The organism is Exiguobacterium sp. AB2, assembly GCF_000696055.1.
In the GTDB taxonomy this organism is placed as follows: Bacteria; Bacillota; Bacilli; order Exiguobacteriales; family Exiguobacteriaceae; genus Exiguobacterium; species Exiguobacterium alkaliphilum.
In genome coordinates this window covers 1-13,567 of the sequence record NZ_JNAA01000079.1, presented here as the reverse complement: position 1 = coordinate 13,567, position 13,567 = coordinate 1, and the positions used below count along the sequence as shown (strand labels likewise).

Here is a 13,567-nt window from a genome sequence, read left to right as displayed (position 1 = left end):
CGGAACAGTTACTCGAAGACCGACAGGGATGCGACGTTCATGCGGATGAAGGATGATCACATGAAGAACGGACAATTGAAGCCCGGCTACAATGTCCAGATCGCGACCTCGGGCCAGTACACGCTGGCGTATGACGTCTTTCCGAACCCGACCGACATGAGGACGTTGGCCCCGTTCCTCGACGAGGTCGAAACGTTCCTCGAGTTACCCGCCTACATCGTTGCCGATGCGGGATATGGGAGCCAGCCGAACTACACGGACATCCTCGAGCGCCGGGGGCGCATTCCCTTGATCCCGTACACGATGTACCGGAAGGAACAGAAGAAGAAGTGGCGCGAGAACCCGTTCAACATCTCGAACTGGGCGTACGACAGGGAATCCGATACGTTCACCTGCCCGGACGGGAGACGGCTCCCGTTCAGCCACGAATCCCGTAAGACCGACAGGGATGGGTTCGTCCGCGAATCCCGCATGTATCTGAGCGAGGACTGCGGCGGGTGTCCGTTCCGCGACCTGTGCACAAAGGCCGAGGAAGGGAGCCACCGCCAGGTCGGTGTGAACGTGGCCTGGGAAGAACAAAAGCATATGACGAGAACGCTGCTTTCGGATGAGAAAACGGGTGCCCTCTACGCCAGACGCAAGACGGACGTGGAACCAGTTTTTGGATATCTGAAGGCCAATTTGGGTTTCACCCGCTTCTCCGTCAGGGGAAAACAGCGCGTGAGACGCGAGCTCGGCTTCGCGCTCATGGCGGTGAACCTTCGGAAGTTCATCGCCACCGTTGTCGCCCGAAGTACAAAGAAGGGGTCCGGTCACCGAAAATCGATGACCGGACCCCTCTTTTTGATTGAAATACTTTAGAACTGGCTAGTTATGTCCCAGCCTCTTCACTTATTCAGGTCGCTTCAACCAATGGCGTAACCCTTTCCCGGCGTGCGGTCCGTTGGCGTAGCGAGGGATGACGTGCAAGTGCGCATGAGGAACTGTTTGATTTGAAGAAGTACCCACGTTCCAACCGAGCGTATAGCCGTCAGGGCCATACGTCTCCTCAAGGAATGACTTCGCTTCGTGAAGTAACGCATATGTATCGTTCCATTCTAAAGGTGTAAGCTCGAACGTCGTTGCGCGATGCTGTTTCGGGACGATGACGCCAGAGCCGACAAGCACGTCTTGTTCACGTTCGTGCATCAAGAAGTAGCATGTCTCATTCTCGGCGACAATCGTCTGGGACGGATCTAGCTGTGGATGACAAAATGGACAAGTTGACATGGACTTGGTACACTTCCTTTCTATATGAAGTGTACCAAAAGGGGGAGCATTATGAATGAATTGATTGATAGGATAGTTGCCCAGGCCGAACGAGAGGAGCGCACGATTATCGCCATCTCAGGACACGGGGGTGCTGGGAAGACGATATTCGCAGATGCGCTACGTGAGCGCCTCGGAGACGTGAACTACATCAATACCGACCCATATATCACGGACTCGATGTTACGAAAGAGTGCCATGCTCGATTACACGGTCGATGGACAGGCGCATCACTATAAGATGACGGCCTGTCATCCGTCCGCACACCATCTATTATCGCTAGAGCGTGACGTCCGCATGGTACGTGAAGGCATCGGTTTCTTCACGATTGACGTCCCATACCTTGAACGAACGTGGATTGATCCGGCAAAACGGATCACGATCATCGAAGGTATGAGCGTCGCGTTCCTCGGATCGGATTGGTGGGATGTATCGGTTTATCTATATACCGATAGCGACACTGAGTTTGCGCGACGTTCTGTACGCGACGTGCAACAACGGGGAATGGACCTGGCGTATTTAAAGGCGTCGCACGACGAGCGTCGGCTCCAATACGACCTGTTCATGCATCCGCAGCGCGAGAAGTTTCAAACAATCGTCTCGACGAGTAACGATGTATGGACGATTGAAAACCACCGCTCATGACGAACGGTGGCTGCGTAACGTCTCTTGGATGCCGAGGCCAAGCCGGTCTTGCTCACGCTCGAGCTGCTCCCACGTGAGCGAGCGATGGCGCATCGTGACATCGTTGGCGATGGAATCGAGCGTTCGTTGTTTCTCGATATTATCGAGCCAGTAATAGACGTCGACCCCGTCCTCGTCGATACGCCAAAACGATTTCACGACCTCGAACTCGTCAGCCCAGTCGCCGATCGGCTTAAAGCCATACTTCTCGACAAACGGATACGGCCGCTCTTCGCCAATCGGGTCGATCACGTTACGGGTGAACATGAGCTCGAGACCAGCGTGCTCAGTCGCCTCAAGTAAACGTTTTAAGGCAGGGAGCGGCTCGACTTCGACTTTCTCGATGACATCGAACCAGACCCGTTTCCCATCGGTGTCCCAAACGGTCGCTTCGACACTGTAAGGCGCGCCGGCAGTCGAAGGGGCGTACATCGTCAAATCGAACGTGAACGGGATATGCTCTTCGGCACCCGGTTCGAGAACGGCCGATAAACTGATTGGCACTTCTTGAATGTCGGCTTCACGATTGAACTCGTTTCCTTCGAGCGTGATGTCTTTGAACGTCGTCAGGAAATTGAGCGTCAACTCTTTTAGTCGGACGACGTGTGTCGTCGTGTTCGCGACACGTAACGTGCCGTGGACGGTCTCGTTCGGGATGAACGGGACAGTATGGAAATAGACGGACGCATCGAGCTCGGAAAAGAACCATTTTTTAAAGCGATTGCCCCATTTCGACATGACGGTCGCGCTCCTTTTCTCTAATAAATTAGACTCTTTTAAATGTTCCCGATTCCAATTCTGAAAAAACATGAAGAAAAAGGTTGCATTATATAACTACTTCACTTATTATAGAGGATGTCGAAACAATTCAAACCATCGCGGGGTGGAGCAGTCTGGTAGCTCGTCGGGCTCATAACCCGAAGGTCGTCGGTTCAAATCCGGCCCCCGCAACCAATTTTTATTTAATTTCATATGTCGTCGCGGGGTGGAGCAGTCTGGTAGCTCGTCGGGCTCATAACCCGAAGGTCGTTGGTTCAAATCCAGCCCCCGCAACCAATTTTTAAATGAGATAGCGAAACGATAACGTTTCGTGTTTTTTTTGTCTAAAATGGAGTGTACAATGAGTACGTATCGCGACAACCACTAAAGGAGAAACATTCATGTATACATTGATTACCCATTCCGCGGCTGAGACGCAAGCGGTGGCGGAAAAACTTGCCACACTGGTCACGGCCGGAACGGTCATAACATTGAACGGGGACCTCGGTGCCGGAAAGACGACGTTCACGCAAGGGTTCGGCAAAGGCCTCGGCGTGAAACGGAACGTCAACAGCCCGACGTTCACGATCATGAAGCAATACCAAGGGCGCTTGCCGCTCTATCATATGGACGTCTACCGTCTCGAAGATACCGGGGACGATATCGGTCTTGAGGAGTACATCAACGGGGACGGCGTCGCCATCGTCGAATGGTCGAACTTGATCGAGTCGTCGCTCCCGGCTGAACGGCTCGCCATCACGATTGAGCGTGTCGGCGATGAAGAAAGACGGTTGACGTTTGAACCGATCGGACAGAAGTACGAGACGATCGTCAAGGAGGTGCTCGCATGAAGCAGTTGATGATTGATACGGCGACGACACGACTGTCGGTCGCGCTCAGTGAGAACGGCACGATTCAAGCCGAGGCGACGGTCATGGTGTCGAAAAACCACGCCGTCACGCTCATGCCGATGATTGAGCAGCTCATGGCAGCCGTCAAATGGACACCGGCTGAACTTGAGCGCATCATCGTCACGACTGGACCGGGCTCGTACACAGGCATTCGCATCGGGGTGACGACGGCGAAGACGCTCGCCTACACGCTCCAAATCCCGCTCGTCGGTGTCTCGGCACTTCGCCTCATGGCGGCGGCACCAAACACGGATCTCCCGGTCGTGTCGCTCATCGACGCACGACGCGGAAACGCCTATATCGGATATTACCAGCATAATGAGCCGCTGACTCCGGACGCCCATGCGTCCGTTGAGACATGGCTCGAGACACATATGGAAGGGGCGTTCGTCGTCGTCGGTGACGTCGAACCGTTCCGTGACGTCTTGGCAAACTATTCCTATCAAGAAGCGCCAGCCGCCCACTGCTATGGACGCGCGAGCGACCTCGTCGCACTCGGGGAAGAGACGCCGGACGTCCACGCGTTTGAGCCGGAGTACCTTCGTCTCGCTGAGGCGGAGGCGAAGTGGCTCGAGGGACAGAACAATGGCTGATATCAAAATCCGCCGCATGACGTGGCTTGATGTCGAAGAAGTGACGGCCGTCGAGGAGGCCTCGTTCGCGATTCCGTGGACGAAAGAAGCGTTTATGAACGAGATGCTTCGAAACGAACAAGCGATTTATTTTGTCGCCGTCCAGGACCGCCGTGTCATCGGCTTCGCCGGGGTCTGGCAAATCGTCGACGAGGGCCATATCACGAACATCGCCGTCTTGCCGGAATTTCGAGGTCAAGGCGTCGGGAATCAATTGCTTCACGCGCTCGTCACATACGCCCGTTCGCAGTCGCTCGCCGCGCTCACGCTCGAAGTGCGCGTCTCGAACATCGGCGCCCAGAAGCTGTACGAGCAGTTCGGCTTCGAGTGTGCCGGTCGCCGCAAGCGATACTATCAAGACAACAATGAAGACGCCTTGATTTACTGGGCGAAGTTAGGAAGTGAAACCGAATGAACACATCACTCATCTTGGCAATCGAGTCGAGTTGTGATGAGACGTCGGTCGCCCTCGTGAAGGACGGCAAGACGCTCTTATCGAACGTCGTCTCGTCGCAGATTGAAAGCCATAAACGGTTCGGCGGCGTCGTGCCCGAGGTCGCCTCGCGCCATCACGTCGAACGGATCACGTACGTCATCGACGACGCCCTCAGTGAAGCCGGTGTGACGATGCAAGACGTCGACGCCGTCGCGGTCACGCAAGGTCCCGGACTCGTCGGGGCGCTCCTCGTCGGCATCAGTGCCGCCAAAGCGCTCGCGTTCGCTCACAACAAACCGCTCATCGGGGTGCACCATATCGCCGGGCATATTTATGCGAACGACCTCGTCGAAGAGATGGACTTTCCGCTCGTCTGCCTCGTCGTCTCAGGTGGTCATACCGAGCTCGTCTATATGCCAGAACATGGCGTCTTCGAAGTCATCGGTGAGACGCGTGACGATGCGGCCGGTGAGGCGTACGACAAAGTCGCCCGGACGCTGAGCCTCCCTTATCCAGGCGGACCGGCCATCGACCGTCTCGCGGCGAGCGGGGAAGACACGTACAAGTTCCCACGCGTCCGACTCGAGCCAGGAAGTTTTGACTTCAGTTTCAGCGGGCTGAAGTCATCGGTCATCAATGCCGTCCATAACGCCGAGCAACGGGGCGAGACGATTATCCCGGAGAACTTGGCGGCAAGCTTTCAAGCGAGTGTCGTCGAAGTGCTCGTCGAGAAGGCGATTCGTGCCGTGAACGAGAAAGGTGCGAAACAACTCCTCGTCGCCGGTGGTGTCGCGGCCAACCGTGGCCTGCGGGCCGCGCTACAGGCAGCGGCTGACCAAGAAGGCATCCGCCTCGTCATCCCGCCGCTCGCGCTTTGTGGGGACAACGCCGGCATGATCGGGGTCGCGGGACATCACGCGTATGTGCGCGGGAAGCGCGATACACTAGCGATGAATGCGGTTCCTGGGTTATCCTTAGAAGAGAGCATGACAGTCTAGGGGGAAATAGAGACATGACGAAACGCATCATCATTGGCGGGCTCGTCGTACTGCTCGTCGTCGCGACGTTTTTGCAAGTACGAGAGATTATCCGCGCCTACAATATCGCCTATCAAGAAGAAATCGTACCGGAAGCGACACGTGTGCGTTCGCTCACCGGAGCCGAGTCGCTTGAAGGTATCAGCCGGGTCACGGGCGAGAACACGCTCGTCGAGGCGCTGTATGGGTATAAGAACATGGACGACCAAGACATCGAGAGCGTCCTCGTCGTCGATCGCAACTTAGGGATTCAACCGAAGGCGAGCGACGCCTACTACGAACTCTTCCCGGGACGCGAGGCGACTGAGGAAGAGGCGGCGCAGTTCGAATCGCTCATCGCCGAGTTCGATGAGCAACAGCTGTTCGCTCAAGTCATCTCGACCCATGAGGCACGCTACGTGACGAACCGGGAAGAAGAGATGACATTTTACAAAGTGTTCGTCCGTGACGTCGACACGAACGAATACGTCTTCTTCATCACCGAAGACGGCACGAAACTCGACTTCCACACACGTGGCTTCTTGCCACTGCGTTATTTTTAAATGACTTTGAACAGAGGAGCGTCGTCCCGGTAGGGATGACGCTCCTCTGTTTTCATCTTTCATCGCCCTTCAGCCGTCCTGTCCGGCACGCCGCCCTCTATGATTTGTTAATCCCGGCCGATGACTTCAAGGACCATCGTAAGAAACGGTTCGGTATCGAGGCGAAGAACAGCCAATTGAGGAACTCACAAGGTCTGGCCCGCAACAAGACGCAGACCTGAAAGGCACGGCGTTACAAAGCGTGATGGTCATCGTCGCGGTCAACCTAAAGCGAATCATCATCCTTTGGAAAGAGAACACAGATGAAAGGCAAGGAAAAAGGCGATCGGCCCAACACAAGTCGGGCCAATCGCCTTTTTCGCGTTCTCACGCTCATATAGAGCGGAGGTTTTTCAGTGCCTTACCTTGGAGCTGAACTTTTTTATGTTCTTCGAGTCGTTCCATAAATGTGGTTGTGAATGAGACACACGACTCGCGTTTCGCTTCGGTGTTCGGGTCAAACTCAATCTTTAGAGGGGGAGCGGCAATCATCCCGTTCGCAGATCGAAGCGCGTTTTCAATCGTATCGACGGCAGCACAATATTTCGGGTAGTCGGTATCACCAGAACCAAACGCTGCACAAGGTAGAGCGTCTAAGTCCGCGTCATACAAATCGTCTACAAAACCTTCCGCCTCATACGGTACATCACCGTCACCCCATGTGTAGGCGCCGAGTAGGACGCCATCGTACTCCAATAGTGCATCGACGGAAAGGGACTCCAAATCGTCAGACAGCACGACCGTATGTCCTGCTGTGGTCAATGTATGTTGCAACAAGTGGGCGATGTCTTCTGTGTTCCCGGACATACTCACGTATGCAATCAAAATCGTCATGATTATCACCTCAAGACCACCTTAAATGAAAATGATTCTCATTGTCAATGATTGAATAAAAAAACACCACGTCCGATTTCATGAGGACATGGTGTCTGAGGATTTAGGGCGACGATACTTCTCGCGATGCCACGTATTGATTCGGCTGACCGTGAAGACGAGGAGCGCGAGCACCCACATGAACAGTGTCGTTTGATAGAAGTGGAACCAGACCGACCCGGGTGCATAAAAGCTATGCACCGTCACGTCGACCGGCCAGACGACGAGGCGGATGAAGAGCGTGCTCATGAGCAATCCACTCAGGAGACTGATGAAGATGCCGCTCCACGTCTGGATGATGAAGCCGATGACGACGGGCAAGAAGTAAAACACGATTGTCGGGACGATCGTCGATTCTCCACGGATGAGCTCGGACACGAATTCAGTCCCGGTCGGCACGATGAAGGCGAGACCGGTCAAAAACGCATGCAACCAGTCGATCCGCAGCGCACGGGACCGCATCATGAATGGAGCTCCTCCCATTCCGCATACAGTGCCGTGATTGACTCTTTCGTCGCGTCGGACTCGCTCGATAGCTCCTGTGCCCGCGCGAAGTCGTTGAAGACGTCCGGCTCGCAAAGGAGCTGTTCAATCTCTTCGAGGCGTGCCTCGTGCTGTTCAATCGTGAGCTCGATCTCTTCGATGCGCTGTTTCATTCGACGCTCCTCACGTTGTTGTTCCTTGTCGGCCCGTTGCTTTTTGACGACGACTTGTTTCGTCTCAACGCGTGCGAGCCGGGCCAGTTCTTCGAGTTCTTCTTTCTTCTCGACGTAGTACGAGTAATCACCGAGGTACTCGTCAATCCCGTTCGGCGTGATCTCGAGGACCCGCGTGGCGAGCCGGTCGATGAAGTACCGATCGTGCGAGACGAACAGGATGGTGCCGGGATAGTCGAGGAGCGCGTTCTCGAGAATCATCTTCGAGTCGAGGTCCAAGTGGTTCGTCGGCTCATCCAAGATGAGCAAGTTCGGCTGCTCGAGCTTCAGCTTTGCGAGCGTCAAGCGGGCCCGTTCACCGCCTGACAGTTCGTGGACACGTTTCATGACGTCGTCCCCACTGAAGAGGAACTGGCCGAGCAGGCTCCGTACGTCTTGCTCGCGCATGAGCGGCCAGTCGTTCCAAATCTCGTCGATGACGCGGTTCTTATCAGACAGATTCTGTTGCTCCTGGTCGTAGTAGCCGATCTCGACGCCGGTCCCGTAACGGATGTCGCCGGTGAGCGCCGGCTGTTGTTTCGTCAACACTTTCAAAAGCGTCGACTTGCCGACCCCGTTCGGGCCGACGAGGGCGACCGATTCGCCGCGCTGCAGCTGGAAGCGCAGGTTTTGAGCGATCGGTTCCTCATAGCCGATGGCGAGGTCGCTTCCGCTCAACACATCATTCCCGCTCTGGCGTTTGATCGTGAACGAGAGGACGGCGCTGCGTTCGTCGCCGTCCGGTGCATCCATCCGGTCGACCTTCTCGAGTCGCTTCCGGACGCTCTGGGCACGCTTCGTCGTCGTCGCCCGGGCGATGTTACGTTGGATGAAGTCTTGCATCTTGGCGATTTCTTCTTGTTGCGACTCGAACTGCTTCTTCTCTTGCTCATAGAGGGCCGCTTTCTGTTCGAGATACTTCGTATAGTTGCCGACGAAGCGGCGGCTCCGATGACGCGACAGTTCATAGACGACCGAGACGACCCGGTCGAGGAAGTAGCGGTCGTGGGAGACGATGAGGACGGCCCCTTTATAGCCGCTCAAGTACTTCTCGAGCCACGCGAGCGTCTCGATGTCCAAGTGGTTCGTCGGCTCGTCCAAGATGAGGAGGTCCGGGCTCTGGAGGAGCATCTTCGCCAAGGCGAGACGCGTTCGTTGCCCACCCGAAAGCGTGTCTATTTGACGCTCGAAGTCGTCCGGATAGAACCGCATCCCGTGGAGCACCGAGCGAATCGTCGCTTCATATTGATAGCCGCCCCGATCCTTGAACGTATGTTGTTCCTCGTCATACGCGGCGAGGAGCCGTTCATAGGCGTCCGCATCGTTCAAGATGCGTTCACTGCCCATGTCTTGCTCCATCCGTCGGAGCGTTTGTTCTTGCTCGATTAAATCGGTGAAGACGGTGAGCATTTCGTTCCAGATCGTCTCGCTCGATTCTAGCCCGGAGTCTTGGGCGAGGTAGCCGATCGTGACGTCTTTTGGCTTCATGATGTCGCCTGAGTCGTAGTTATATTCCCCGGCGATGACTTTGAGGAGCGTCGACTTGCCGGCACCGTTCCGGCCGACGAGGGCGACACGTTCACCTTCTTGAATCTCGAGTTTGACGTTCTCTAAAATCGGCTCGACGCCGAATGATTTTGATAAGTTGTTGACTTGCAATAGGATCAAGTGAAAAAACCCCTTTCTCTGTATTTAGTATACTGTATTTTTTAGTCTTTTCAGGTATATTCATTGAGTGGTCATGTGAATTCGTTTACAATCAAGGTGTATGAAATCAGATTCGTGTGTAACGTGTCGTAAAAAGGAGGCTCTTTCCGTTGAGTCAAAACGAACCAAAGATTCCGCAAGCGACAGCCAAACGGTTGCCACTATATTATCGGTTTATCCAAAGCCTGCATTCATCAGGCAAACAACGTGTCTCTTCTGCCGAACTGAGTGAGGCGGTCAAGGTCGATTCGGCGACGATTCGCCGCGACTTTTCGTACTTCGGTGCGCTCGGTAAAAAGGGATATGGCTATAACGTACAGTATCTGTTAGACTTTTTCCGAAAGACATTGAACCAGGACGAAATCACGAACGTCGCCTTGGTCGGGGTCGGTCATCTCGGGACAGCTTTCGTCAACTATAACTTCCTTAAAAACAATAACACACATATCGTCGTCGGGTTCGATGCAGACGAGACAAAAGTCGGCACGACGATGTCCGGTGTCCCGATTCATCACGTCGATGAGATGGAACAGATCATGAAGCAAAACAAAATCGATGTCGCCATCCTCACGGTCCCGTCCGCCTATGCGCAGCCGGTCGCCGATGACTTGGTCCGCTTTGGCATCAAAGGGATTTTGAACTTCACGCCGGCTCGACTTACGGTGCCGGACACGGTCCGCGTCCATCATATCGACTTGTCGATCGAACTCCAGTCGCTCATTTACTTTATGCAACACTATCCATCCGCTGAGGGGGTCCATCAATAATGGAATTTCTACAATCATCACTCGTCGTCGGTATCCCAGGTGGCGTCAGTATTTTTATCATCGCCATCATCGCGCTCATTCTCTTCGGGCCGAAGAAATTGCCAGAGTTCGGTCGGGCCGCGGGACAGACGCTCCGTGAGTTCAAAAATGCCACGAACGGCATGATGAAAGAGCACGACGAGAACGACAAGAAAGAAATCGAGAAGAAAGAGCAATAAGCCATGAACCATCAACCTGATCAAGAACGGGCACTGTCCGATCACTTGACAGAGCTGCGGAGACGACTGATGCTGTCGGCATTTGTCGTCTTTGCCTTATTCCTTATCGCTTTGCCGAGTGTCAAATACGTGCTCGCCTATCTGCAGGCGGACCTCGTCGAACGAGGGCTCGAACTGAACGCCTTTGGGGTCGCGGATCCGCTTATGATTTATTTGAATATGGCGTTCATTATCGGGATCGTGGCGTCCGGTCCGTTTCTACTGTATCAACTGTGGGCGTTCGTCGCACCTGGTCTGCATCCGAACGAGCGGAAAGCGACGCTCGCTTACATTCCAATCATTTCGGTTTTATTCCTCGTCGGTTTGGCGTTCGCCTACTATTGGCTGTTCCCGCTCGTCCTCGATATCTCGACGGACCTCGGGCAAGACCTTGGTCTGACCCAAATCATCGGGGCGTCGAACTACTTCACGTTCCTGCTGCAGTTGACGATTCCATTCGGACTATTGTTCCAGTTGCCGGTCGTGACGATGTTCTTGACGCGCATCGGTGTCGTGACGCCGTATTTCTTATCTAAAATTCGGAAGTACGCCTACTTCGCCTTGTTCGTCATCGCGGCCTTCATCACACCGCCGGATTTGACGTCGCACCTCATGGTGTCGCTGCCGCTTTTCTTCTTGTATGAGATCAGTTTGTCGATCTCACGCGTGACGTATCGCGGAGTGCTCCGACGTGAGAAAGAGGCGCAAGTGAAAGAACAGATGGATTTGATGAAACAGATGAATGAGAAGTGAGCATCGTTCCTTAACGGGACGATGCTTCAGAGTGTAGACAAAGTCATGTTTCAGTTGAACTGAAACATGACTTTGTCGTTTTCTTCAATAGCGCCATCGCAGAAAATCGCTATTTCAAGCGGTTCTATAGTTTGCTTAGATCATGGCTTTAAACAAAAAAGCTGCAGACAAGTAATTTGTCTACAGCCTGGAGCATCGTTCCTTAACGGGACGATGCTTTTTTTGATTGGGAATAAATGTTTTTACCAACAAGATAAACGCTGGACCCACGTGATACGATGAAACTACTTAGACATAAGTCAGGGGGAGAAGCGATGGTTTGGGAGTACTACGGGGATGCAATCATCATCGTCGGTGTGTTGACGACGATGCTATTGATTGCCGTGCTGAGTTTTTTGAAGTCTCCATTCAAGCGGAGACTCGTCTTCTCGTTGACGTTGCTCGTCGTGGGATACGTATCTTGTATCATCGGACTCGTCTTCGTTCGCGGTTGGGATGCGCTGGGCTGGATCATGATTGGTTTCAGTTTGTACGTGGTCGGTCTCGTCACGTATATTGGCGTCGTCATCTTTCACTGGATCAAAGCGCGACGCACGACAAAATCATGAGTGAACCGTTCCGATTGCGGAGCGGTTTTTTTGTCGTCACAACTGCTGTTCAAACTTCTGACATAATTACGTGAAAAATTGAGCAAAGGGATTGTCAAACCTTCTTGTGAAATAGTACAATAAGTTCAGAAAGCAAATGTGATATTTATCACAAACACTAACTTGCCTACCACTCAAAGGAGAGACAACCATATGAAAATCGCAGTCATCGGATGTACACACGCAGGAACAGCAGCAGTTAAAGGCTTACTCGCCAAACACGACAATCTTGACATCACGGTCTATGAGCGGAACGATAACGTCAGCTTCCTCTCGTGTGGGATTGCGCTTCACGTCGGCGGTGTCGTCAAACGTGCCGAAGAACTCTTCTATGCGTCACCGACTGAGCTTGAAGAACTCGGCGCAACGATGCGCATGAAGCACGACGTGTTGAACATCGACACGGAAGCGAAGACGGTCCATGTGAAAAATCTCGACACGGGCGAAGACGTCTATGACACGTTCGATCGTTTGATCGTCACGACGGGTTCATGGCCGATCGTCCCGACACTCCCAGGCATCGAGATGGACGGCATCGAGCTTTGTAAAAACTACGCCCACGCCCAGCGCATCATCGAGCGGGCGACGGATGCGACGAAGATCGCCGTCATCGGCGCCGGTTATATCGGTGTCGAGCTCGTCGAGGCGTTCGAAGTATACGGGAAACACGTCACGTTCATTGATAGCGCCGACCGCATCTTGAACAAGTACCTCGACAAGTCGTTCACGGACCAACTCGAGGCGGACATGACGTCACGCGGCATCGACCTCGAGCTCGGCCAGACGGTCGAAGCGTTCCGTGGGACAGATGGGAACGTCACACACGTCGTGACCGATAAAGGTGAGTTCGAGGCCGATCTCGTCATCCTCTGTGTCGGTTTTCGTCCGAACACGGGCCTCCTCGAAGGCCAAGTCGACATGCTTGGCAACGGCGCCATCATCGTCGACGAATATATGCGCACGAGCAACCCGGACGTCTTCGCAGCAGGGGACAGCTGTGCCGTCTACTACAACCCGGCGCGCACGCACGCCTACATTCCGCTCGCGACGAACGCCGTCCGTATGGGCACGCTCGTCGCCGAGAACTTGATGGCACCGCGCGTCCGCTATCAAGGGACGCAAGGGACGTCGGGTCTTCGTCTCTATGATTGGAATATCGCCTCGTCAGGTCTCACGGAAGAAGCGGCCGGCCTGTTTGGTCTCGACGTCGAGAGCGTCGTCGTCGAGGACGCCTATCGTCCTGAATTCATGCCGACGGCTGAAAAAGTCCAGTTCAAGCTTGTCTACGAGGTCGGCACACATCGTGTCGTCGGCGGACAAGTGCTCTCGAAAGCGGACATGACGCAAGCGGTCAACACGTTGTCGCTCGCCATCCAAAACGAGATGACGGTCGAAGAGCTCGCCTATGTCGATTTCTTCTTCCAACCGCACTACAATAAGCCATGGCACTTCATCAACAGCGGGGCGCTCGCGGCGATGAGAGACAAAGTGAACGCATAAAAAACTCGGGAGCCACGGCT

17 protein-coding genes and 2 tRNA genes are annotated in these 13,567 nt (G+C 54.2%); 14 read left to right on the top strand and 5 right to left on the bottom strand.

Annotated elements, in window-relative coordinates:
* The coding region (locus tag DI14_RS10695) for a transposase (RefSeq protein WP_235193451.1) at positions 1 to 861 on the top strand (861 nt) is incomplete at its 5' end.
* 30 nt (positions 862 to 891) lie between these two features.
* On the opposite strand, the gene DI14_RS10690 is transcribed toward DI14_RS10695, so the two are convergent.
* Positions 892 to 1,269, bottom strand: coding sequence for an HIT family protein (locus DI14_RS10690; RefSeq protein ID WP_034808384.1), 378 nt, complete (start codon positions 1,267 to 1,269; stop codon positions 892 to 894).
* 51 nt (positions 1,270 to 1,320) lie between these two features.
* Between DI14_RS10690 and DI14_RS10685 the strand changes: the two genes are divergently transcribed.
* Positions 1,321 to 1,953 (top strand): uridine kinase, encoded by a 633-nt coding sequence (locus tag DI14_RS10685; protein ID WP_034808382.1) that lies wholly within the window; start codon positions 1,321 to 1,323, stop codon positions 1,951 to 1,953.
* Here DI14_RS10685 and DI14_RS10680 read toward each other — a convergent pair.
* On the bottom strand, positions 1,948 to 2,730 hold the full coding sequence (locus tag DI14_RS10680) for a sporulation protein (RefSeq protein WP_034808379.1): 783 nt from the start codon (positions 2,728 to 2,730) through the stop codon (positions 1,948 to 1,950). The two genes, DI14_RS10685 and DI14_RS10680, sit on opposite strands and share 6 nt — an antisense overlap.
* A gap of 139 nt (positions 2,731 to 2,869) precedes the next feature.
* Here DI14_RS10680 and DI14_RS10675 point away from each other — a divergent pair.
* The 7 genes from DI14_RS10675 to DI14_RS10645 all read left to right on the top strand — a co-directional run bounded on the left by DI14_RS10675 (position 2,870) and on the right by DI14_RS10645 (position 6,309).
* Positions 2,870 to 2,946: transfer RNA gene (locus DI14_RS10675), tRNA-Met, on the top strand.
* A gap of 25 nt (positions 2,947 to 2,971) precedes the next feature.
* Positions 2,972 to 3,048: transfer RNA gene (locus tag DI14_RS10670), tRNA-Met, on the top strand.
* A 104-nt stretch (positions 3,049 to 3,152) separates the two neighbouring features.
* Positions 3,153 to 3,602: a tRNA (adenosine(37)-N6)-threonylcarbamoyltransferase complex ATPase subunit type 1 TsaE gene (tsaE, locus tag DI14_RS10665; RefSeq protein ID WP_034808376.1), complete on the top strand. Its 450-nt coding sequence runs from the start codon at positions 3,153 to 3,155 to the stop codon at positions 3,600 to 3,602.
* The gene (gene tsaB / locus DI14_RS10660) at positions 3,599 to 4,255 is read left to right on the top strand and encodes a tRNA (adenosine(37)-N6)-threonylcarbamoyltransferase complex dimerization subunit type 1 TsaB (protein WP_034808374.1); all 657 of its coding nucleotides are present in this window, start codon (positions 3,599 to 3,601) and stop codon (positions 4,253 to 4,255) included. Before tsaE ends, tsaB begins: the two co-directional genes overlap by 4 nt.
* Positions 4,248 to 4,709, top strand: a complete 462-nt coding sequence (gene rimI, locus DI14_RS10655) for a ribosomal protein S18-alanine N-acetyltransferase (protein WP_034808373.1) — start codon at positions 4,248 to 4,250, stop codon at positions 4,707 to 4,709. Before tsaB ends, rimI begins: the two co-directional genes overlap by 8 nt.
* Positions 4,706 to 5,728, top strand: coding sequence for a tRNA (adenosine(37)-N6)-threonylcarbamoyltransferase complex transferase subunit TsaD (tsaD, locus tag DI14_RS10650; RefSeq protein WP_034808371.1), 1,023 nt, complete (start codon positions 4,706 to 4,708; stop codon positions 5,726 to 5,728). The genes rimI and tsaD overlap by 4 nt, the downstream gene beginning before the upstream one ends.
* A 14-nt stretch (positions 5,729 to 5,742) precedes the next feature.
* Complete coding sequence (locus DI14_RS10645) at positions 5,743 to 6,309, top strand: hypothetical protein (RefSeq protein ID WP_034808368.1); 567 nt, start codon at positions 5,743 to 5,745, stop codon at positions 6,307 to 6,309.
* 372 nt (positions 6,310 to 6,681) lie between these two features.
* On the opposite strand, the gene DI14_RS10635 is transcribed toward DI14_RS10645, so the two are convergent.
* The 3 genes from DI14_RS10635 to DI14_RS10625 all read right to left on the bottom strand — a co-directional run bounded on the left by DI14_RS10635 (position 6,682) and on the right by DI14_RS10625 (position 9,584).
* Positions 6,682 to 7,182, bottom strand: a complete 501-nt coding sequence (locus DI14_RS10635) for a flavodoxin domain-containing protein (protein WP_034808386.1) — start codon at positions 7,180 to 7,182, stop codon at positions 6,682 to 6,684.
* A gap of 78 nt (positions 7,183 to 7,260) precedes the next feature.
* Positions 7,261 to 7,686: a hypothetical protein gene (locus tag DI14_RS10630; protein WP_034808365.1), complete on the bottom strand. Its 426-nt coding sequence runs from the start codon at positions 7,684 to 7,686 to the stop codon at positions 7,261 to 7,263.
* Complete coding sequence (locus DI14_RS10625) at positions 7,683 to 9,584, bottom strand: ABC-F family ATP-binding cassette domain-containing protein (RefSeq protein WP_034808361.1); 1,902 nt, start codon at positions 9,582 to 9,584, stop codon at positions 7,683 to 7,685. Before DI14_RS10625 ends, DI14_RS10630 begins: the two co-directional genes overlap by 4 nt.
* Positions 9,585 to 9,733: 149 nt before the next feature.
* Between DI14_RS10625 and DI14_RS10620 the strand changes: the two genes are divergently transcribed.
* From DI14_RS10620 to DI14_RS10600, 5 genes are all read left to right on the top strand, one after another.
* Entirely contained in the window at positions 9,734 to 10,390 is a 657-nt protein-coding gene (locus DI14_RS10620) for a redox-sensing transcriptional repressor Rex (RefSeq protein WP_029596207.1), read from the top strand.
* Entirely contained in the window at positions 10,390 to 10,608 is a 219-nt protein-coding gene (gene tatA / locus DI14_RS10615) for a twin-arginine translocase TatA/TatE family subunit (protein ID WP_034808360.1), read from the top strand. Before DI14_RS10620 ends, tatA begins: the two co-directional genes overlap by 1 nt.
* Before the next feature lie 3 nt (positions 10,609 to 10,611).
* Entirely contained in the window at positions 10,612 to 11,400 is a 789-nt protein-coding gene (gene tatC / locus DI14_RS10610; protein WP_034808358.1) for a twin-arginine translocase subunit TatC, read from the top strand.
* Positions 11,401 to 11,714: 314 nt separating this feature from the next.
* Positions 11,715 to 12,008: a hypothetical protein gene (locus DI14_RS10605; protein WP_034808356.1), complete on the top strand. Its 294-nt coding sequence runs from the start codon at positions 11,715 to 11,717 to the stop codon at positions 12,006 to 12,008.
* 192 nt (positions 12,009 to 12,200) lie between these two features.
* Complete coding sequence (locus tag DI14_RS10600) at positions 12,201 to 13,547, top strand: FAD-dependent oxidoreductase (protein WP_034808355.1); 1,347 nt, start codon at positions 12,201 to 12,203, stop codon at positions 13,545 to 13,547.
* Positions 13,548 to 13,567: the final 20 nt, after the last annotated feature.